The sequence below is a fragment of the Micromonospora andamanensis genome, from assembly GCF_016863495.1.
Taxonomy (GTDB): domain Bacteria; phylum Actinomycetota; class Actinomycetes; order Mycobacteriales; family Micromonosporaceae; genus Micromonospora; species Micromonospora andamanensis.
Genome location: NZ_BOOZ01000007.1, coordinates 215,365 through 235,173 on the forward strand (window position 1 = coordinate 215,365; position 19,809 = coordinate 235,173).

At 70.7% G+C, this 19,809-nt stretch carries 16 protein-coding genes and 1 pseudogene; 6 read left to right on the forward strand and 11 right to left on the reverse strand.

The features are described 5' to 3' along the window. Positions 1–39 precede the first annotated feature (39 nt). Together Van01_RS09355 and Van01_RS09360 are read right to left on the reverse strand one after the other, a co-directional pair. Positions 40–1,518, reverse strand: coding sequence for a glutamate-cysteine ligase family protein (locus tag Van01_RS09355; protein WP_204003938.1), 1,479 nt, complete (start codon positions 1,516–1,518; stop codon positions 40–42). Positions 1,519–1,839: 321 nt separating this feature from the next. Further along, a complete protein-coding gene (locus Van01_RS09360; protein WP_099848327.1) occupies positions 1,840–2,421 on the reverse strand; it encodes a YceI family protein in 582 nt (193 codons plus the stop codon). Positions 2,422–2,524: 103 nt separating this feature from the next. On the opposite strand from Van01_RS09360, the gene Van01_RS09365 reads away from it, so the two are divergent. Next, positions 2,525–3,061 carry a MarR family winged helix-turn-helix transcriptional regulator gene (locus tag Van01_RS09365; protein WP_239098960.1) on the forward strand — a complete coding sequence of 179 codons (537 nt, stop codon included), beginning with the start codon at positions 2,525–2,527 and terminating at the stop codon, positions 3,059–3,061. Positions 3,062–3,323: 262 nt separating this feature from the next. Here Van01_RS09365 and Van01_RS09370 read toward each other — a convergent pair whose 3' ends face one another. The 3 genes from Van01_RS09370 to Van01_RS09380 form a co-directional block, all read right to left on the reverse strand. Further along, a complete protein-coding gene (locus Van01_RS09370) occupies positions 3,324–5,792 on the reverse strand; it encodes an ATP-binding protein (protein WP_204003941.1) in 2,469 nt (822 codons plus the stop codon). 157 nt (positions 5,793–5,949) lie between these two features. Next, positions 5,950–7,104, reverse strand: coding sequence for an acyl-CoA dehydrogenase family protein (locus Van01_RS09375; RefSeq protein WP_204003959.1), 1,155 nt, complete (start codon positions 7,102–7,104; stop codon positions 5,950–5,952). A 77-nt stretch (positions 7,105–7,181) separates the two neighbouring features. Next, a complete protein-coding gene (locus tag Van01_RS09380; RefSeq protein ID WP_204003974.1) occupies positions 7,182–8,714 on the reverse strand; it encodes an acyl-CoA carboxylase subunit beta in 1,533 nt (510 codons plus the stop codon). 208 nt (positions 8,715–8,922) lie between these two features. Here Van01_RS09380 and lysA point away from each other — a divergent pair, with 208 nt between their 5' ends. Next, positions 8,923–10,233: a diaminopimelate decarboxylase gene (gene lysA, locus Van01_RS09385; protein ID WP_204003977.1), complete on the forward strand. Its 1,311-nt coding sequence runs from the start codon at positions 8,923–8,925 to the stop codon at positions 10,231–10,233. A gap of 58 nt (positions 10,234–10,291) precedes the next feature. On the opposite strand, the gene Van01_RS09390 is transcribed toward lysA, so the two are convergent. The 4 genes from Van01_RS09390 to Van01_RS09405 form a co-directional block, all read right to left on the reverse strand. Then, complete coding sequence (locus Van01_RS09390; RefSeq protein ID WP_204004491.1) at positions 10,292–11,203, reverse strand: hydroxymethylglutaryl-CoA lyase; 912 nt, start codon at positions 11,201–11,203, stop codon at positions 10,292–10,294. 165 nt (positions 11,204–11,368) lie between these two features. Next, on the reverse strand, positions 11,369–12,706 hold the full coding sequence (locus tag Van01_RS09395; protein ID WP_204003990.1) for an acetyl-CoA carboxylase biotin carboxylase subunit: 1,338 nt from the start codon (positions 12,704–12,706) through the stop codon (positions 11,369–11,371). A 126-nt stretch (positions 12,707–12,832) separates the two neighbouring features. Next, complete coding sequence (locus Van01_RS09400; protein ID WP_204003992.1) at positions 12,833–13,459, reverse strand: TetR/AcrR family transcriptional regulator; 627 nt, start codon at positions 13,457–13,459, stop codon at positions 12,833–12,835. Positions 13,460–13,534: 75 nt separating this feature from the next. Next, positions 13,535–14,686 (reverse strand): FAD-dependent oxidoreductase, encoded by a 1,152-nt coding sequence (locus Van01_RS09405; RefSeq protein ID WP_204003995.1) that lies wholly within the window; start codon positions 14,684–14,686, stop codon positions 13,535–13,537. Positions 14,687–14,793: 107 nt separating this feature from the next. Between Van01_RS09405 and Van01_RS09410 the strand changes: the two genes are divergently transcribed. Then, positions 14,794–15,546, forward strand: coding sequence for a TetR/AcrR family transcriptional regulator (locus Van01_RS09410; protein ID WP_204003998.1), 753 nt, complete (start codon positions 14,794–14,796; stop codon positions 15,544–15,546). Between the two features lie 84 nt (positions 15,547–15,630). On the opposite strand, the gene Van01_RS09415 is transcribed toward Van01_RS09410, so the two are convergent. After that, positions 15,631–16,521, reverse strand: coding sequence for a sulfurtransferase (locus Van01_RS09415; protein WP_204004001.1), 891 nt, complete (start codon positions 16,519–16,521; stop codon positions 15,631–15,633). Between the two features lie 106 nt (positions 16,522–16,627). Between Van01_RS09415 and Van01_RS32925 the strand changes: the two are divergent. Then, positions 16,628–16,864: pseudogene (locus Van01_RS32925) on the forward strand (sigma factor); the annotation flags it as partial. Positions 16,865–17,045: 181 nt separating this feature from the next. Then, positions 17,046–18,029: a beta propeller repeat protein gene (locus Van01_RS32930; RefSeq protein WP_239098969.1), complete on the forward strand. Its 984-nt coding sequence runs from the start codon at positions 17,046–17,048 to the stop codon at positions 18,027–18,029. Positions 18,030–18,192: 163 nt separating this feature from the next. On the opposite strand, the gene Van01_RS09430 is transcribed toward Van01_RS32930, so the two are convergent. Then, the gene (locus tag Van01_RS09430) at positions 18,193–18,960 is read right to left on the reverse strand and encodes an SGNH/GDSL hydrolase family protein (RefSeq protein ID WP_204004011.1); all 768 of its coding nucleotides are present in this window, start codon (positions 18,958–18,960) and stop codon (positions 18,193–18,195) included. Between the two features lie 127 nt (positions 18,961–19,087). Between Van01_RS09430 and Van01_RS09435 the strand changes: the two genes are divergently transcribed. After that, entirely contained in the window at positions 19,088–19,726 is a 639-nt protein-coding gene (locus Van01_RS09435; protein ID WP_204004507.1) for a formylglycine-generating enzyme family protein, read from the forward strand. Positions 19,727–19,809 lie beyond the last annotated feature (83 nt).

The following is a 19,809-nucleotide window of genomic DNA, read 5'->3' on the forward strand; positions in this document are numbered from 1 at the left end:
GGGCGATCTCCTATCCGGATCTGGAGACTGCCGGACCGCTCAGTCGAGCGGCCAGGTGTGCACCGGCTCGTTCGTGTACTGCAACTCCGCGTAGCGCTGGAGCATGTGGTGCAGGGCGGCCCGACGGTCCAGACCCAGGTGCCGCTCGGCGGCCCACACCGTGGCGGTCTGCCAGACCGCACCGTTGCGGCCGGTACGACAGCGTTGCTCGATGATGCCGAGCAGCCGGTCCCGGTCGGCGGGGGCGACGCCGAAGCCGTCCAGGCCGGCCGCGGCGAGCGGCAACAGCGTGTCGAGCACCAGCGTGGTCACCTGAACATCGCCCAGCTGCGGCCAGTGCAGGACCGCGTCCATGCCCCGTCGGGCAGCCGCGTGGAAGTTCTCCTCGGCCGAGCTGAAGGTGAGCTGACTCCAGATCGGCCGGTCCGCCTCGGCCATGCCCCGCACCAGTCCGAAGTAGAAGGCGGCGTTGGCGAGCATGTCGACGACTGTCGGCCCGGCCGGCAGGACCCGGTTCTCCACCCGCAGGTGCGGGCGGCCGTTCATGATGTCGTACACGGGTCGGTTCCACCGGTAGACGGTGCCGTTGTGCAGCCGCAGCTCGGCCAGCTCGGGGACACCGCCGGAGTGCAGGACCTCCACCGGGTCCTCGCTCTCGCAGATCGGCAGCAGGGGCGGGAAGTAGCGGACGTTCTCCTCGAACAGGTCGAAGATCGACGTGATCCACCGCTCACCGAACCAGACCCGGGGCCGTACGCCCTGGGCCTTCAACTCGTCCGGCCGGGTGTCGGTGGCCTGTTCGAACAGCGCGATGCGGGTCTCCGCCCAGAGTTGGCGGTCGTACAGGAAGGGTGAGTTGGCACCCACCGCCACCTGGGCGGCGGCTATCGCCTGCGAGGCGTTCCAGTAGTCGGCGAAGCTGTCCGGCGCCACCTGGAGGTGGAACTGGAGGCTGGTGCAGGCCGCCTCCGGCGCGATCGAGTCGTTGTGCGTACGCAGTCGCTCGACACCGCGGATGTCGAGCTCGATGTCCTCGCCGCGGGCGCCGACGATCTGGTCGTTGAGCACCCGGTACCGCTCGTTCGTGGAGAGGTTGTCCGCCACCAGGTGTCGCTCGTTGAGCGTGGGCAGGATGCCGACCAGGACGATCCGGGTGTCCGACCGCGCCGCGCGCTCGTTGGCCCGGTTGAGGCTGGCGCACAGGTCGCGTTCGTAGTCTGCGAAACCGTTGCCGGAGATGAGTCGCGGGTTGGCGTTCAGTTCCAGGTTGAACTGCCCCAGCTCGGTCTGGAACAGCGGGTCGGCGATCGCGGCGAGGATCTCTTCGTTGCGCATGGCCGGTTCGGCAGCCGGGTCGACCAGGTTCAGCTCGATCTCCAGACCGGTCATCGGCCGGTCGGCGTCGAAACCGAAGTCGTCGAGCATCAGCGCGAACACGTCCAGACAGCGGCGGACCTTCTGCCGGTAGCGGACCCGATCCTCACGGGAGAAGGCGGCTCGATCGACGTCCCTGCCCATGTTTCCTCCCGGCGCGCGACGCCACGGAGCGGTGCCGCCCCGGAGCGCACTGTGAACCATACTCGGTGGAAGCGCCGAGCCCAGCCGCCCCGAAGATCGGTCCATTGGCGCAGTCCACCCCGCCGATGAGGTCGATCGCGTCGGCCTTGCCTGGTCGGTCGCTCCCGCCCGATTACCTACCCAGCCGGGCCGCCGGACCCGCAGTGACCACCGGCGAACAAGTTGTGACAATTCGCACCGGCGGGCGGGTCGGGTGGGAGCAGACCCCGGACAGCCGACAGGCCCGCGCGGTGCGGGCGCGGGCCTGTCGGGGCGTACGGATCAGGACTGCCGGATGGCTTCGCCCTCGATCTCAATCTTGACCTTCTTGCCGACCAGGACACCACCCGACTCCAGGGCGACGTTCCAGGTCAGACCGAAGTCCTCACGGTCGATCTCGGTGCTCGCCGAGAAACCGAAGATGTCCTGGCCGAAGGGGCTGCGGCCGACACCCTCGAACTCGACCTTGAGGTCGACCGGACGGGTCACGTCCTTGATGGTCAGCTCACCGGTCAGGACAAACTCGTTGCCCTCCTGCGACTTCACACCGGTGCTTCGGTACTCCAGCGTGGCGAACTTCTCCGCGTCGAGGAACTCCGGGCTGCGCAGGTGCGCGTCCCGGTCCGCCTGGGCGGTGTTGATGCTGGCGGCCTGGATGGTGGCGGAGACCGTGGACTCCAGCGGCTCCTCGGCGATGGTGATGGTGGCGCTGGCGTCGGCGAACTCGCCGCGCACCTTACTCACCATCATGTGCCGGGCGACGAAGCCGACTCGCTTGTGCGCCGCATCCAGCAGGTAGGTACCGGCCGCCGGGATGGTGAGGCCGTTCCACTCGCGGGTAACCGGCTCGGTGCTGCTGGTCATGAGAAACTGCCCTCCGGGAGAGATTGTTTAGTAGCACAACGTCTGCGTCAGCAACTATAGCCTCAGCAATATTCCTGCTGTCAAGTATTGGTACGATGGGCTGGTGAAAGCGAACGCGTTCGATGATCCTCGAATCACGGCCGTCGGCCTGCTCTTCGAGGTGCACGCCGGGCTGGCCGCCCGATTCGCCGCCCAGCTGGAGGAACACGGTCTGTCACCTGTCGAGTTCGAGGTGCTGACCAGACTCACCAGGTCACCTGACAATCAACTGCGGATGACCGATCTTGCCGCCCAGACCTCACTTTCCACCAGTGGGGTGACCCGCGTGGTGGACCGGATGGAACGTGACGGGTTCATCACCCGCCGCGCCTGCCCCTCCGACCGCCGCAGTTCGTACGCGGTCGTGACACCCGCTGGCCTGCGCCGACTCGACGAGAGCCTGCCCGGGCACCTTCAGCTCATCGAGGACTGGTTCACCGGGCAGCTCGATCCGGCCGCGCTTGGCGCGCTGCTCGACGGCTTGCGTCGGGTCCGCGACGCCGTGCATCCCTGCGCCACCGCGGGCAGCGGTCCCGCCGGTGCGGCAGGTGCCGACTGCGACACGGACGAGGTAGGGCACAGCGATGATCCGGACCGTTGATCCGACACCCCTTAACGGGCTGCGGACCGTGGGTGTGCACGGGACAGCCCAGCGTCACGCGACCGGCAGAAAGACCGGCAGAACCACAGGGTCAATGGTCGATAGCGCACCAAACCCGACAGACGGCCTCGTTGCTCCTGGCTAATCTCGCTGAGGCGGGGGCAACGGGGGGCAACGGCGCGGGCGATGAGCGAGGGGTGGCAACAGGGGGCTTCCTCGCCCGCGCCGCCCCCGTCCCCGCCACCTGTCGACCCGGATCGCCTCACTTCCCGGTCCGGGTCACCGAGAGCACGTAGAGCAGTTCCTCCTCGTGTTTGAGCAGTCGGATGCCACCCTCCCGGCAGGCCAGGTCCAGGCGATCAAGGACCGTCGGGTCGGACGTGCTCGCCGCGAGCCCCACAAGTGCCTCCACCACTGTGCGTCGGTCCCGACCGGTCTCGTCCGGCTCCGTCGCAGCCGCGAACCATTCCGCTGCCACCTCCCGGTCCCCCCGGTGCAGCGCCAGGTGGCCCTCGATCAACGCGCCCGTGCCGTCTACCGGACGCAGTTCGGCGAGCACCTCGGCGGCCTCGACCGCCCGACCGGCCTGCGCGAGCGCCAGACCCAGCGTGCCCAGCACCTGTCGCCGACCACGCGGCGTGCCCAGATCGCTGAGCGCCGTCAACACCGAGCGCGCCTCGTCGACCGCATCGGCGTACCGGCCTTCAAGACGGAACACCTCCGCGACGGCGCCCCGGGCCAGCACCCGCAGCCGCTGCTCCGCGCACTGCCCACCGAGCCGGTCCACCACAGCCAGGCGACGTCGCGCCGCCGCCAGGTCACCGAGTCTGATCTCGTGCCACGCCAGCTGATGCTGTGCCACGGCCGTCTGGCGGGTCAGGCCATGCTCGGTGGCCAGGCTGAGCACCGCCTCCGCCTGCTCCCGTGCCTGCCCCGGTCGCCCGGTCGCGGCCAGCAGGACGCCCAGCACCGTCCGCGCCTCCAACTCGCCCGGCACGTCACCGAGCCGGCGGAACTCCGCAAGCGCCGCGCGAGCCGTGGGCAGTTCCGTTGCGGACGCACCGTGCTCCCCGGCGAGCATCGCCACACCTACCGCGGCCCACGCGCGCAGGGCCGGGTCGGCATCGGCGGTACGCGGGTCGGCCAGCAGGCGCAGCAGCCACTGCCGGCCCACCACGTCCCGCCCACGTGACCGCCACCATCGGGGCAGACTCACCGCGAGGCGTAACGCGGTCAACGGGTCGTCGACCGCCGCGTAGCCGAGCGCCGAGCTGATGTCGCCGGTGACCTCGTCGAGGCGGTGCGCCGCGGCACCGGCACCGGGTCCGGTCAACCCCGCCGCGGTCCGCTCCACCAGCCGGGTCACCAGCCGGGCGTGCCGACGTCGGATCACCGTCGTCTCGCCGGCACCGGACGCCTGCTCGGCAGCGTAGTCCCGGACCGCGTCGACGAGCCGGAACCGGAACGAGCCACCACCTCGGACGCTCAGCAGCCCGAGATCGAGGAAGCGGTTCAACAGCGGAACCGGATCGACGCCGGTACCGGCGAGCATTTCCTCGGCCAACTCCACCGACCACCGGTTGCCGAAGGCGGCGAGCCGGCGCAGCGCGGCCCGCTCCTCGACGGCGAGCAGCCGGTAACTGGTGGCCACCGCGTCACGCAGTGTCTCCGCCACCGCCGTGCGGGCCTCGTCGCCCCGTGGCCGCGTCTCCCACCCGCTGTGCGTGGCGACCGAGGTGTCCAGATCCAGCACCCGGTCGCCGTACCTGTCGAGCAGTTCGGTGAGGTCGAGCAGCCGGCCACGCGCCGCCATCAGTTCGATGGCCAGCGGCAGCCCACCGAGCCGGCGCACCAGTGCGGCGAGCGCCGGCAGCTCGGCGTCGGTAGGCGGTTCCCGCCGGACCTGGGCCAGCCGCGAGGTGAACAGGGTGACCGCCGGATAGCTGGCCAGGGTGGCCGGATCGGTGTCGCCAGGTGGTGGCACCTCCAACGGCGACACGGGCCGCACCCACTCACCCGGCAGCCCGACCGGATGCCGGCCGGTGACGAGCACCCGCAGCGACGGCACCGCGCCGACGAGCCGGTGCAGGGTGCCGGCCACCGGGTCGGGCGCCCGTTCCACGGCGTCCACGAGCAGCAGTGCCCGCCGGTCACCGAGCCGCGCGGCCAACTCGGTTTCCCGGGCCACGCCGAAGACGGTCATCGTGGCGGCCAGCACGTCGGCCGCGTCCGAACCGGCACCGACCAGCACGCCCGCGACACCACCGGTGTGGGCGGGCGCGGCGGCGTGCACCGCCGCCAACGCCAACGCCGTCTTGCCGACGCCGGCCAACCCCACCAGGCTCACCACCCGGGGACCACGCGGATCGTTCAACAGGCTGGCCAGTTCGGTGACGTCGCGCTCCCGGCCGATCAGTTCCGGCGGTGGCGGCAGCCCCAGTTGGGTACCGATCTCGGGTTGTGCGGTCGACGGGCCGGCACCCCGGGCGGCGGCCAGGAACGCCGTCCGGGTGGGGCCGGTCAGTCCGAGCGCCTGGGCAAGCAGTTCCACAGTGGTGCGCTGCGGCCGGGTGGAGCGCCCGCGTTCCAGGTCACGGACCGTCCGTACGCCGATGCCGGCACGGGCCGCCAGCTCAGCCTGGGTGGTGCCGGCAGCCTGCCGATGGGCCCGCAGCAGCTCCGGCAGACCGGCGTGCGGCGGACCGGATTGACGATCATGACCGGGAGCCATGGGCACGGACAATACGGGCCAGGCCCGACATCGGACACGGGATCGTCGGCCACCCGACGGTGCCGCGCCGAAAGCCGACAACCACCGGCCGGACGGCCAGCCGTCGATGATGCCGGGGAGCAGTTCCTGGCCGGCGCCGGCTACCGACCCGGCCGGCTCACATCCCCAGGTCGCGGGCGATGATCATGCGCTGCACCTCGGAGGTGCCCTCACCGATCTCCAGGATCTTGGAGTCCCGCCAGAACCGGGCCACCGGATACTCGTTCATGAAGCCGTACCCGCCGTGGATCTGGGTCGCCTCCCGGGCGTTGTCCACCGCGATCGTGCTGGCGTGCAGCTTGGCGATCGCCGCCTGCCGCTTGAACGGCTCGCCGGCCAGCATCCGGGCGGCGGCGTCGTAGTAGGCGAGCCGCGCGGTGTACGCCTTCGCCTCCATGTCCGCGATCTTGAACTGAATCGCCTGGTAGTTGCCGATCGGCTGACCGAAGGCGTGCCGCTCCTTCGCGTACTTGACCGACTCGTCGACGCAGCCCTGGGCGAGGCCCACGGCCAGCGCGGCGATGGCGATCCGACCCTCGTCGAGGATGCGCAGGAACTGGGCGAAGCCCCGGCCGCGCTCGCCGAGCAGGTTCTCCGCCGGCACCCGGCAGTCGTCGAAGGTCAGCTCGTGCGTGTCCGAGGCGGTCCAGCCCACCTTGGAGTAGCCGGGCGCGACGGTGAAGCCGGGCGTCCCGCTGGGCACGATGATCGAGGACAACTCCTTCGTGCCGTCCGGCCGGGTGCCGGTGACGGCTGTGACGGTGACCAGCGCGGTGATGTCGGTGCCGGAGTTGGTGATGAACGCCTTCGAGCCGTTGATGACCCATTCGCCTGTCGCGTCGTCGAGCACCGCCCGGGTCTCGGTGCCACCGGCGTCCGAGCCGAAGCCCGGCTCGGTCAGCCCGAAGCCGGCCAACGCCTCACCACTGAGCAGTCGCGGCAGCCACCGCGCCTTCTGCTCGTCGGTGCCGAACCGGTAGATCGGCATCGCGCCCAGCGAGACCGCCGCCTCCAGGGTGATCGCCACGCTGGAGTCGACCCGGGCCAGTTCCTCCAGGGCCAGGCAGAGGGCGAAGTAGTCGCCGCCCATGCCGCCGTGCTCCTCGGCGAAGGGCAGGCCGAACAGGCCCATCTTGCCCATCTGGCGGATGATCTCGTACGGGAAGGTGTGCTGCTCGTAGTGCTCGGCGATGACCGGCGCGACGACCTCGCGGGCGAAGTCCCGCACGCTGTCGCGCAGCGCCTCGTGCTCCTCGGTGAGCCGGAAGTCCATCGGGTTCCTCCTGTGTGGACGGCCCGCCGGGCGCTCGTGACGCCGGAGCGGGATCGTGCTGGTGCCGGACGGACGACTCAGACCGGGGTGACGCCGTGCCGTCGTCGGGAGAAGTGCCGCTGCTTGCCCCGGGCGGCGGCGAACCGCCGCACCAGTTCGGTACGCAGCTCGTGCGGCTCGACGATCGCGTCGACCACAAGTTCGCTGGCCAGCCGCACGACGTCGATGTCCCGCTCGTACTCCTCGCGCCGGGCGGCGACGAACGCGGCCCGCTCGGCCTCGTCCTCGATCGCGGCGATCTTGTTGGCGTAGACGGCGTTCACCGCGGCCTCCGCGCCCATCACCGCGATCTTCGCGGTGGGCAGCGCGATCGTGGCGTCCGGCTCGAAGCCCGGCCCGGCCATCGCGTAGAGCCCGGCGCCGTACGCCTTCCGCACCACCACGCAGATCTTGGGTACGGTCGCCTCGGAGATCGCGGTGATCATCTTCGCGCCGTGCCGGATGATGCCCTGCTTCTCCACAGCGCTGCCGACCATGAACCCGGGCACGTCGCTCAGGAACAGCAGCGGCACGTTGAACGCGTCGCAGAGCTGCACGAAACGGGTCGCCTTGTCGGCCGAGTCGACGAAGAGCACCCCACCCTTGAACATCGAGTTGTTGCCGACCACGCCGACGACCTCGCCGTTGAGCCGGCCGAAGCCGATGGTCAGCTCCTTGGCCCAGAGTGCCTGGATCTCGAAGAAGCTCTCCTCGTCGAGCAGGCCCTTGACGTACCGCCGCATGTCGAACGCCTGGCGCTCGCTCGCCGGCACCAGCGCGGCGAGGTCGGCCTTGGCCGGCGCCTCGGCGGCCTGGGCGGTGGGAGGCTGCTGGGACCAGTTCGCCGGCAGGTACGACAGGTAGCGCTTGACCACGTCGAGCGCCTCGGCCTCGGACTTGCAGAGGAAGTGCCCGACGCCGGACTCGGCGCAGTGCACCCGTGCCCCACCCATCGCTTCGAGGGTGGTCTTCTCGCCGGTGACCATCTCGACCATCCGGTCCGACCCCAGATACATGCTGGCGTTGCCTTCGACCATGGCGACCACGTCGCAGAACGCCGGAATGTACGCCCCGCCGGCCGCGCTCGGCCCGAACAGCGCGCAGACCTGCGGGATCGAGCCGGAGGCGCGTACCTGATTCCAAAAGATCTTGCCGGCGCCGCGCCGGCCGGGGAACAGCTCGACCTGGTCGGTGATCCGGGCCCCGGCCGAGTCGACCAGGTAGACCATCGGGACACCCGTGTCGTACGCCCGCTCGATGATCCGGATGATCTTCTCTACGGTGCGGGCACCCCAGCTACCGGCCTTGACCGTGGAGTCGTTTGCCATCAGGCAGACCTGGCGACCGTCGATGGTGGCGGTACCGGTGACCACGCCGTCGGCCGGCAGTCCCTCGGCGAGGGCGTTGGCGTAGAGGCCGTCCTCGACGAAGCTGCCCTCGTCGACGAGCAGCGCGACCCGCTCCCGGGCGAACAGTTTGCCCTTCGCCGCATTCGCCGCGTGGTACTTCTCCGCGCCGCCGGCCCGGACCCGCTTGCGCAGCTGCTCCAGCGCCTCACCGTCGAGCGTCACGCCGCCCCCTCGCCGCCTTCCCGCCGCCGCCACTCCGGCACGGGGACCAACCAGCCTGAACGATCGTTAGGTTATCGCATCGCGGCCCGCACCGGCGACTCCCCGCCCGGAGCGCCTGATCTGGGCACCGTCCCGAGGAGCGGATATTGATCGATCCGCGGCAGGTGGACCGATATCCTGACCGCCGATCTCCGCGAATGAGGAACAGATGGATGAGTTCGCCTACCGCGACGGTTCACTGCACTGCGAAGGGGTGCCGCTGACCTCGGTGGCCGAGCAGTTCGGCACACCCACGTACGTGTACTCCGCGAGCACCCTGATCGATCACTACCGCCGCTTCGCGAAGGCGTTCGACGCGATCAATCCGTTGATCTGTTTCTCGGCGAAGGCGTTGAGCAACGTGCACCTGCTCCGGCTGCTCGGCCGGGAGGGAGCCGGCGTCGACGCGGTCAGCGGCGGTGAGCTGCATCGGGCGATGCTGGCCGGGATCGACCCGGAGCGCACGGTGCTGGCGGGGGTGGGCAAGTCGGAGACCGAGCTTCGGGAGGCGGTCCGCCGCGACATCCGGTGCGTGAACGTCGAGTCCGAGGCCGAGGTGGAGCTGCTCGCCCGGATCGCCCGGCAGGAGGGCAGGCGGCCCCGGCTGGCGATCCGGGTCAACCCGGACGTCGCACCGGACGAGCGCACCCCGGCACGTACCACCACCGGCACCCGGGGTGGGAAGTTCGGCGTGGACATCGACCGCGCGGCGATGCTCTTCACCCGCGCCGCCGCCGACGAGGCGCTGCGGGTCGAGGGTTTCCACGTGCACCTCGGCAGCCCGATCTTCGACCCGCAGGTGTATGCCACAGCCATCGACCGCCTGCTCGCCCTGGTGGCGTCGCTGGAGCAGGCCGGACACCGGATCACCACGCTGAACCTCGGCGGCGGCTTCCCCGCCGAGTACCTCGACCGCACCGCGCCGAGCTGGGACGACTTCGCCGAGGTCATCATCGCCCGGATGGCCGGCTTCACCAACCGTGGCGGGCAGGTGATCTTCGAGCCGGGCCGCACGATCGCCGCGAACGCCGGTGTCCTGATCAGCACCGTCCGGTACCTCAAGCAGGCCGGCGAGCGGCAGCTCGCGGTGCTCGACGCCGGCATGACTCACCTGGCCCGGGCGGCGTTGTACGACAGCTACCACTTCATCTGGCCGCTCCAGCCCCCGGCGGAGGCGACACCTGTCTCCCGGGACGTGTCGGGGCTGACCGGGCTGACCGACTACGACGTGGTGGGCCCGATCTGCGAGTCGAGCGATTACCTGGCACGAGCCCGGTCGCTGCCCGAGCTGGCGGCCGGCGCCCACCTGGCGATCTTCACCGCCGGGGCCTACGGCATGACGATGACGAGCAACTACAACAGTCAGCAGCGGCCCGCCGAGGTGCTCGTCCAGGGCGACCAGGTACGGCTGATCCGGCGGCGGGAGACCTACGACGACCTGGTGGCCCTGGAACTGCTGGACGAGGTCGACGGCCGGTAGCCGGGCCGCGCCCAGCCGACCCGGTCTCCGCGGCCAGCCGGACAGCGCCGTGTCCGGGTCAGGCGGAGAGCGCGGTGAGGCGGGATCGCGGCCCGGCGCGCAGCACCCCGGAGGGAAGGCTGCGGCCGGTCAGCTCCTCGGCCAGCTCGGCCACCTCGATCAGGGCGTCCAGGTCGATCCCGGTGTCGATGCCCATGTCGTGCAGCATGTGCACCGCCTCCTCGGTGGCCAGGTTCCCGCTGGCCCCGGGCGCGTACGGGCAGCCGCCGAGACCGCCGACACTCGCGTCGAACTCGGTCACCCCGAGTTCCAGCGCGGTCAGCAGGTTGGCCAGCGCGGTACCCCGGGTGTTGTGGAAGTGCAGCAGCACCGGCACCTCCGCGTTGCGGTCGCGTACCGCGGTGAGCAGGTCACGGACGCGTCGGGGCGTACCCATGCCAGTCGTGTCGCCGAACGCGACGCGGTCGGCGCCGTCGCGGACCACCCGGTCCACGATGGCGGCCACCCGCGCCGGATCGGTGTCGCCCTCGTACGGGCAGCCGAAGCTGGTCGCGACAATCACCTCGGCGCTGGCACCGGCGCCGTGCAACAGGTCGATCAACTCGGCGATGTCGTCGAGTGACTCGTCGGTGGAGCGGTTGACGTTGCGCCGGTTGTGCGTGTCGCTTGCCGAGACGACCACCTCGATCTCGGTGAAGCCGGCGGCCAGGGCCCGCTGCGCGCCGCGCGTGTTCGGCACCAGCGCCGAGTAACGCACCCCGTCGACCCGCTGCGCCCGTCGCCACACCTCGTCGGCGTCGGCCATCTGCGGAATCGCCCTGGGGTGCACGAACGACACCGCCTCGATCCGTCGTACCCCCGTGCGCGAGAGCGCGTCGAGCAGCCGCACCTTGGCGTCGGTGGGGATCGGTGCCTCGTTCTGCAACCCGTCGCGCGGCCCGACCTCACGAATGGACACGTACCCCGCCATCTCCACCACCCACCCAACTGTGACACGTACCTGTCGCCAACACCCCAGCATGTCACACCCCACCCCCACCCCACCTCCCCCGGCGACCATGAAGTTGTTGCCGCGACACGCCGGAGCGGACGACAACAACTTCATGATCAACGAGGAAAGAGGGGGAGGGGACGGTCAGCGGAGGCGGGAGACGATGCCTGTGTCGTAGTTGCCGGAGAGGAATTCCTGGTTCTCCAGGAGGTCGGTGAAGAAGGGGAGGTTGTTCTTGGGGCCGGACAGGTGGAAGGCGGCTACTGCGGTGCGGGCGCGGGCGATGGCCTCGGTTCGGTCTGCGCCGTGCACGATCAGCTTCGCCATCAGGCTGTCGTAGAACGGGGTGACGGTGTTCCCCTCGACGTAGCCGGAGTCGACGCGTACCCCGTCGCCGGTCGGCTCCACCCAGGTCTTGATCGTTCCGGGGCCGGGCAGGAACCGTTTCGGGTCCTCGGCGTTGACCCGCAGCTCGATGGCGTGGCCACGCGGGGTCAGCGCCTCCGGGTCGAAGGTCGGCGGCAGGCCGACGGCCACCCGCAGTTGCTCCTCCACCAGGTCGATGCCGTACACCAGTTCGGTCACCGGGTGCTCCACCTGGAGCCGGGTGTTCATCTCCAGGAAGAAGAACTCCCCGGAGGCCGGATCGAGCAGGCACTCGACAGTGCCCGCGTTGCGGTAGTCGACCGCCTCGCCCGCCCGCACGGCGGCGGCCAGCAGACGGGCGCGCAGTTCCGGCGAGACCGCCGGGGAGGGCGACTCCTCCACCAGCTTCTGGTTGCGCCGCTGCACCGAGCACTCCCGCTCGCCAAGCGCCAGCACCCGGCCGTCGGCCAGGCCGAGGATCTGCACCTCGACGTGCCGCACCCGGGGGAAGTAGCGCTCCAGCAGCACCGAGCCGTCGCCGAACATCCGCTCCGCGAAAGCCCGCACCTTGTCGTACTCGGTGCGCAGCGCGGCCTCGTCGACAGCCACGCCCATGCCCATGCCCCCGCCACCGGCGGCGGCCTTCACCATCACCGGATAGCCGATCCCGGCCGCCGCCGCGACCGCCGCCGCCAGGTCCGCCGCCGGCTCGGTGGTCCCGGCCGCCACCGGCACGCCGGCCGCCGCCATCAGGTTCCGCGCATTGATCTTGTCGCCCATCGCGCTTATCGCGTCCGCGCCGGGCCCGACCCAGATCAGGCCGCTGGCCTCGACGGTACGGGCGAAGTCGGCGTTCTCCGACAGGAAGCCGTAACCGGGGTGGATCGCCTGCGCACCTGTCGACCGGGCGGCGGCGAGGATCGCCTCGGTGTTGCGGTAGCTCTGCGCCGGGTTGGCCGGGCCGACGCAGACGGCCTCGTCGGCCTCGGCGACGAACGGCAGGTCGGCGTCGGCCTCCGAGTGCACCGCGATCGCCCGCACCCCGAGCCGCCGGGCGGTACGGATGATCCGGCGGGCGATCTCGCCCCGGTTGGCGACCAGCAGCGACTCGATCATGGTTCCTCCGAGCGTTCCATCTTGTGGGACGCGGGCTAGCCAATCACGTCGTACCGGACCCGAGAAAGACCCCCTGCCGTCGGCTCAACCTGAGCAGCGCCACCAGCCTGACGCTCGTGGCGACGGTCAGGCGGGCTGGGTGGGGGCGAGCAGCGCGGCAAGCGTGGCGGCCCGCAGCAGCTCGGCCCGCCGCCTGTGGTCGACCTCGCCGCCGAGGAACGGGGTGGAGTTCATCAGGCCGAACGCGGCGTGTGCCAGCACCCGCGCCTCACCGTCGGGCAGCCCCGGGTGCAGGGCGGTCAGCACGGTGACCCACTCCTCGACGTAGAGCCGCTGGAGTCGGCGGATGCGCCGCCGGGGCTCCTCCGGCATCCGGTCCAGCTCGTGCAGGTGCAGTGCGATGACTGCCGGGTTGGCGAGCGCGAAGTCGACGTGGAAGTCGATGAGCGACTCCAGGGCGGCGCGCGGGTCGCCGGGATGGGCGCCGGAGCGCTGCTGGCCGCCGTCGAGCAGCCCCTCGCTGACCGGCGTCAGCGCGGCGACGAGCATCGCCTCCTTGCCGGCGAAGTGGTGGTAGAGCGCCGGGCCGGTGACACCGGCAGCCGCGCCGATGTCGTCCATCGATACGCCGTGGTAGCCCCGGGAGGCGAACAGACCCACCGCGATCTCGAGAATCTCGTCCTTGCGGGATCGGCGTCGTCCCGCCCCCGTGGCCCCGCCGTTCGCGCCGCGGGCCTGCTGCTCCACCGTCACCGGGCCAGCGTAGACCCGGGTGTCGACAGCGCGGGTCCGTGGTTACCCGTCAGTCCGATTGCCGGGAACTGTGACTCACATCGGGCGCTGGTTGAGGCCGGAGAGCCGCAGCGCGATCCGGTGCCGTACCGGCGGCAGCACCGAGATCAGGCGCAACAGCACGTCCCGGGCCGGCCGGGCGGCCGGCGGCACGGTGGCCAGGCGGGTCAGCCGGTCGGCAAACCCGGCCACCTCGTGGGCGAGCGGGCGACGTCGGGCCGCGTACTCGTCCAGTCGGGTCTCGGCGGCCCCGGCGAACACGTCGGCGAGGGTGTCACCGAGGTCGACGGCGTCGCTGATGCCGAGGTTCATGCCCTGCCCGCCGGCCGGGCTGTGCACGTGTCCGGCGTCGCCGGCCAGCAGCACCGGCCCGGAGCGGAACGTCCCGGCGACCCGGCGGTGCAACCGGAACCGCGAGGACCAGAGCACCTCGCGCACCTGGTCCGGCCGCTGCCGCGGGCCACGCTCGTCGAGCAGTCGTTGCAGGTAGGCCGCGTCCGGCTCGGCCGGCGGATCGGTGACGGTGGCGACCAGGCGTACCCGCCCGTCGGGCAGCGGCGCCCAGACCAGTGGCCCACCCCGGGCGAGGAAGATCGACGCGCCGTCGCGCGGCAGGCCGCTGTCCACGCGTACGTCGGCAAGCACGAACGACTCCTCGGAGCCCGCCGGCCCGGTGAACGTGATGCCGGCCAGCTCACGGACTGTGCTGTTGATGCCGTCGGCACCTGTCACCCACCGGGCGCGCACGGTCGTGCCGTCGAAGTCAGCCACCGCGCCCTCGCCGTCGAGGTGCAGGCCGGTGAGTCGGTACGGGCGCAGCACCCGTACCCCGGCGTCGGCCAGCCGGTCGGTGAGCACCTCCTCGGTCACCGACTGGGAGACCATCAGCGCGTACCGGTGGTGGCTGGGCAGCCCGCCGAACGGCACTGTGACGAGCACCCGGTCCCGGTCGCGGACGCTGAACCGGGCCGACCGCAGCCCTCGGGCCACAAGCGCCTCGCCGACTCCGATCCGGTCGAGCACCTCAAGGGTGTACGCGTGCACGACAGCGGCCCGCGAGGTCACCGCAGGTGTCTCCCGCTTGTCGACAACTGTCACCTCGACCCCGCGCCGGGCCAGGGTGAGTGCGGCGGTGAGCCCGGTCGGGCCCGCGCCGACGACCAGGACGTCCGTACGTTCGGGCAGCATGACGACCTCCTCGGAGGGGATGCCAACAAGTGTTGGCCAACGCTTGTTGGCAACGTTAGGCCGCCCCGGACTGGTAAGTCAACAGCCGTTGGCATACGGTCGGTCACATGACGGAGGGCGTACCCGGACCGGCTCAGCAACCGCCCACGGAGCCGGCCGGCATCGGCGGACACCGCGACGCGGATCCGCCGCCGGGCGGCGGGGGCCCCAGCACGGACCCGGCGGGCGGCGGAGGACGCGAGGCGGCGCCGGCAGCGGCGGGCGGCGGAGGACGCGAGGCGGCGCCGGCAGCGGCAGGCGGCGGACGACGCAGCTCCGAGGCGACCCGCGCGGCCATCCTGCGCGCCGCCCGCGACCGCTTCGCCGCCGACGGGTACGACCGGGCGACGATCCGGGCCATCGCCGCGGAAGCGCGGATCGACCCGTCGATGGTGATGCGGTACTACGGCAGCAAGGAGAACCTGTTCGCCACGGCTGCCGAGTTCGACCTGCGGTTGCCCGACCTGAGCGACGTACCGGCCGATCGCCTCGGCACGGCGCTGGTCAGCTACTTCTTCACCAGGTGGGAAGGGGACTCCACCCTGCCCGCGCTGCTGCGCACGGCGAGTACGAACCCGAGCGGGGCGGAGCGGGTCCGCGAAATCTTCGCCATCCAGCTCGGCACGACGGTCCGCCAGGTGGTCGCCGACCCCGACGAGGCCCCACGGCGCGCCGGCCTGGTTGCCAGCCAACTCCTCGGCGTAGCCCTGACCCGCTACGTCCTGCGCCTACCCCCGGTTGTCGACATCTCCCCCGCCGAGCTGATCGACTGGCTGGCCCCCACCATCCAGCGCTACCTACGCGCCCCCGCCCCCCACTGACCCCACTGACCCCACTGCGTTGATCATGAGGTTAGCGGCGTAGTTGATCTCATTTCCGCCGCTAACCTCATGATCAACATGGTGTCATCTGGGGTTGGGGCCCTTGACGACGGGGGCGCGGACGAGGTTGCCCCACTCGGTCCAGGAGCCGTCGTAGTTGCGTACCTTCGGGTAGCCGAGCAGGTGCCGCAGCACGAACCAGGTGTGACTTGAGCGTTCGCCGATGCGGCAGTACGCGATCACGTCGTCGTCAGGCGTCAGGCCGAGTTGGTCGGCGTAGATGGCCCGCAGCTCGTCGGCCGACTTGAAGGTGCCGTCGTCGTTGGCGGCGGACTTCCACGGCTTGCTCACCGCGCCCGGGATGTGACCGCCACGCAGCGCGCCCTCCTGCGGGTAGTCGGGCATGTGCAGCATCTCGCCTGTGTACTCACCGGGCGACCGCACGTCGACAAGCGGGCGGCCGGCGTCGACGTGCGCCGACACCTCCTCGCGGAACGCCCGCACCGGCGCGTCGTCGCGCTGCGGTACCGGATAGTCGGCCCGGGGTCGGGTCGGCTTGTCGCGGGTCAACTCCCGCCCTTCGGCGATCCACTTCTGCCGGCCGCCGTCGAGCAGCCGGACGTCCTGGTGACCGAAGAGCGTGAAGACCCAGAGGGCGTACGCGGCCCACCAGTTGAAGTTGTCGCCGTAGAAGACGACAGTGTCGTCACGGCCGATGCCCTTGGCGGCACAGAGTTCGGCGAACCGTTCGGCGTCCAGGTAGTCCCGGGTCACCTGGTCGTTCAGCTCCAGATGCCAGTCGACCTTGACGGCACCGGGGATGTGGCCACTGTCGTAGAGCAGGACGTCCTCGTCGGACTCGACGACCACGAGACCGTCGTCGCCCAGATGCTCGGCCAGCCAGTCGGTGGTGACCAGTCGCTGCGGGTCCGCGTACGACTGAAGTCGGGGATCGGGATCGTTCGGCACAGACATGGTCCCCAAAGTACGCCGGGCTTCGCTCGGCCATCGCAATTCGGGTGCAGCGGATCTGGTCCGCCAGGCGTGACACTCCTGACTGCCACCGAACACGAGGACCGCCATGACCGCAGCGCCACCAGGGGCCGACCCACCACCTGTGGAATTCAGCGAGTTCTACCAGGCGCACTTCCAGCGGGTGGCGGTGCAGCTCTACGCGTACCTCGGTGATCACGCCGAGGCACAGGACCTCACCCAGGAGGCGTTCTGCCGGACCCTTGAGCGCTGGGACCGGATCAGCGGGTACGACGACCCGTCGGCGTTCGTCCGCCGGGTGGCCTGGAACCTGGCCACCAGCCGGCTCCGCCGGGTCCGTACCGCCGTGCGTCACCTGGCTCGGCAGCGGGAGGAGCACGTGCCCGGTCCGAACCCGGACCGGGTGGTGCTGCTCAAGGCGCTCACCATCCTGCCCGCCGCCCAACGACCCGCCCGAACCGACCCCGTCACCTGGCGGTCAGGTGCTCGAGCGGAAGGTGAACCCGGTGGGGGTCGCTGGCAGGTTGGCCGAACTGCGTTTCGTCGACGCCCGGCACGGCTGGGCCCTCTTCGACACCTGCGACCCCGACGACAGCGACCGGACCGACTGCCGGCTCGACCTCGCACGTACCGTCGACGGGGGTGTGACCTGGCAGCGGACGCCACTGCCGGGCACGGCCAACAAACCCCGACCGGCGGGAAGGTACTACCTGCTGCCGGTGGACGGCCGGAACCTCACCGTGGGCGTACCCGACGGCTACCTGGTCACTACCGACGGCGGTGCCTCCTTCAGCGAGCATCCTCGGGAAGCCCCACCGGAGGTCACCAAGCTCAGCGTGGCCACCCGGCGCGGGTACCTGCTCCAATGTCCGGGAAGCGGCAAACTGATCGAAATAGATTGCGCCGAATGGGAACTCGGCCGGATCGGTGCGGCAACAGTGCCGACCCAACCCCCGGTGACCCTGAGCGATGAGGCCGACAAGGATCTGATCGACGGCGGAGACGGTCGGATCTGGGTGACGATCCGAAACGGTGGCCGGCTGACCGTCGCGGTGAGCGACGACGACGGCGCGACATGGCGGAAACTGCCAGCCGTTGCGGGTGCCGCCCGGTTGCTTGTCTCACCCGACGGTCGGGACGTGTGGCTGATCAACATGAGCCACGACAACTTCGACATCTCGTCCACGAATCGGGTGTGGCGGTTGGTAGGCGACCGGTGGCAGGAGCTGACGCAACTGCCACCCGACACGAACTCGGTAGGCGCGGTCAACGGTGGCCTGCTGGTGGTCACCAATCCGTGGGGCAACGTCGGCTACTGGACGGGTGACCGCTACCTCGACGCACCCGAACTCCGCCGCCTCGCCAACGGCGAGCACCCCCCGACGGTCCAGGTCCTCTCCGACGACACGATCGTCGTCACCACCCCGACCGACACCACCCTCGGCACCGGCCCCACCCAAACCAGAACCTGGACCCGCCACCTCCACTGACCCCACCCCACCCCACCCCACCCCACCCCCGCCCCACCCCCGCCCCTGCCCCGCCCCGTTGATCATGAAGTTATTGCCCTAGTTGATCTCCAAATCGGGCAATAACTTCATGATCAACGAAGTGAACGGGGGGTGCGTGGGTGGGTGGGTGGGGTGGGGTGGGTTAGTCGGTTAGGGGGGTGAGGGTGGGGCGTTTGGCGGTGCGGGTGTCGCCGGAGGAGCGGCCGGTGAGGCGGCGCTTGATCCAGGGGGCCAGGTGTTGACCGGCCCAGCGGAGGTCGGCGGTGCGGGCGGAGAGCCAGGGGGTGGGCTCCGGGTTCGGCGGGACCAGCAGCCACTCCTCGTCGCAGCCGACGCCGAGCGCGGTGAGCACCTGGCCGGCGACGCGGCGGTGCCCGGCCGGGGACAGGTGCAGCCGGTCGGTGCTCCAGAGCAACGGGTTCAGGTACGTGTCGTCGGCGTACAGGTCGACAAGGATCGCGCCGTGCCGCTCGGCGGTCTCCCCGACGGCACGGTTGAGCAGGGCGACCCGGGGCGCGATCAGCCGTTGGCCGGGCAGCCGTGCCATCACGTCGGCGAACCGGAACAACAGCACGTCGGCACCGCCGCTGCGCAGCCGGCCGACCACCTCGTCGAAACGGCTGACCAGGGCGTCCGGGTCGAAGCTGCGACGCAGCACGTCGTTGCCACCTGCCGCGAAGCTGATCAGGTCGGGCTTCATCGCCAGCGCCGCCGGTGCCTGCTCGGCCACCACACTCGGGAAGGTCCGCCCCCGGATGGCCAGGTTGGCGTACGCGAAATCGGGGCCGACCTCGGCGGCGAGCCGGGTGGCCACCAGATCCGCCCAACCCCGGAAGCTGCCGTCCGGGTACGCGTCGTCAAGACCCTCGGTGAAGCTGTCCCCGACCGCGACGTAACTGCGCCAGCGCACGCTCACTCCTCCGACCTGCGAGTAGGGAAGGAACCCCTGCCTACCACCGGAAGTTTTGCATCGGCCACCCGTGTGGCGGTGCCCCGAGCGGGGGAACGTGGCGGACGTCATCGACACTGCACGGGTGATGGTGTCCATCCCCGCCGGGCTGGTGCAGCTCTCCGACCGACGGACCGAGCGTCGGTGGTCGGTCGAGGTCGAGGCGTACCAGCTCGCCGCCTTCCCGGTCACCCAGGCCGAGTACGCGCAGGTCACCGGCGAGCGTCCCAGCGCCTCCCCGGGTGACCGGCGGCCGGTCGAGAGCGTCTCCTGGCGGGACGCGATCCGGTTCTGCAACGCCCGCTCGGCGCGGGAAGGGCTGCGGCCGGCGTACCGGGTCGACGGTGAACGCGTCGACTGGGACGGCTCCGCCGACGGCTACCGGCTGCCCACCGAGGCCGAGTGGGAGTACGCCTGCCGGGCCGGCACGACCGGCCCCCGGTACGGGCCACTCGACGAGATCGCCTGGTACCGCGACAACTCCGGCGGACACCTCCACGAGGTCGGTGGCCGGCAACCCAACACCTGGGGCCTGTACGACATGTTGGGCAACGTGTGGGACTGGTGCTGGGACATCTACGACGCGGAGGTCTACGGCAGCTACCGGGTGCTCCGGGGCGGCGGATGGTTCGACGAGCACTGGAGTTGCCGCGCCTCGGTACGCCGCCGCAGCCATCCGACCTTCACCGTCGACGACGTGGGCTTCCGGGTGGCGCGCTCCGGCTGAGCGGGGGGCACCGCAGTCGGCCGGTCGCGAGTAGTGTCCTGAACCACACGCCCCGTTCATGCTCCGTACACCTGAAGGATTCT

What these genes read in the sequence shown, in the direction of transcription:
- Van01_RS09395 (WP_204003990.1), bottom strand. Translation starts at nt 12,706, where the DNA reads ATGATCGAGTCGCTGCTGGTCGCCAACCGGGGCGAGATCGCCCGCCGG.
- Van01_RS09360 (WP_099848327.1), bottom strand. Translation starts at nt 2,421, where the DNA reads ATGACCAGCAGCACCGAGCCGGTTACCCGCGAGTGGAACGGCCTCACC.
- Van01_RS09435 (WP_204004507.1), top strand. Translation starts at nt 19,088, where the DNA reads ATGGTGTCCATCCCCGCCGGGCTGGTGCAGCTCTCCGACCGACGGACC.
- Van01_RS09370 (WP_204003941.1), bottom strand. Translation starts at nt 5,792, where the DNA reads ATGGCTCCCGGTCATGATCGTCAATCCGGTCCGCCGCACGCCGGTCTG.
- Van01_RS09355 (WP_204003938.1), bottom strand. Translation starts at nt 1,518, where the DNA reads ATGGGCAGGGACGTCGATCGAGCCGCCTTCTCCCGTGAGGATCGGGTC.
- lysA (WP_204003977.1), top strand. Translation starts at nt 8,923, where the DNA reads ATGGATGAGTTCGCCTACCGCGACGGTTCACTGCACTGCGAAGGGGTG.
- Van01_RS09415 (WP_204004001.1), bottom strand. Translation starts at nt 16,521, where the DNA reads ATGTCTGTGCCGAACGATCCCGATCCCCGACTTCAGTCGTACGCGGAC.
- Van01_RS09390 (WP_204004491.1), bottom strand. Translation starts at nt 11,203, where the DNA reads ATGGCGGGGTACGTGTCCATTCGTGAGGTCGGGCCGCGCGACGGGTTG.
- Van01_RS09375 (WP_204003959.1), bottom strand. Translation starts at nt 7,104, where the DNA reads ATGGACTTCCGGCTCACCGAGGAGCACGAGGCGCTGCGCGACAGCGTG.
- Van01_RS09405 (WP_204003995.1), bottom strand. Translation starts at nt 14,686, where the DNA reads ATGCTGCCCGAACGTACGGACGTCCTGGTCGTCGGCGCGGGCCCGACC.
- Van01_RS09410 (WP_204003998.1), top strand. Translation starts at nt 14,794, where the DNA reads ATGACGGAGGGCGTACCCGGACCGGCTCAGCAACCGCCCACGGAGCCG.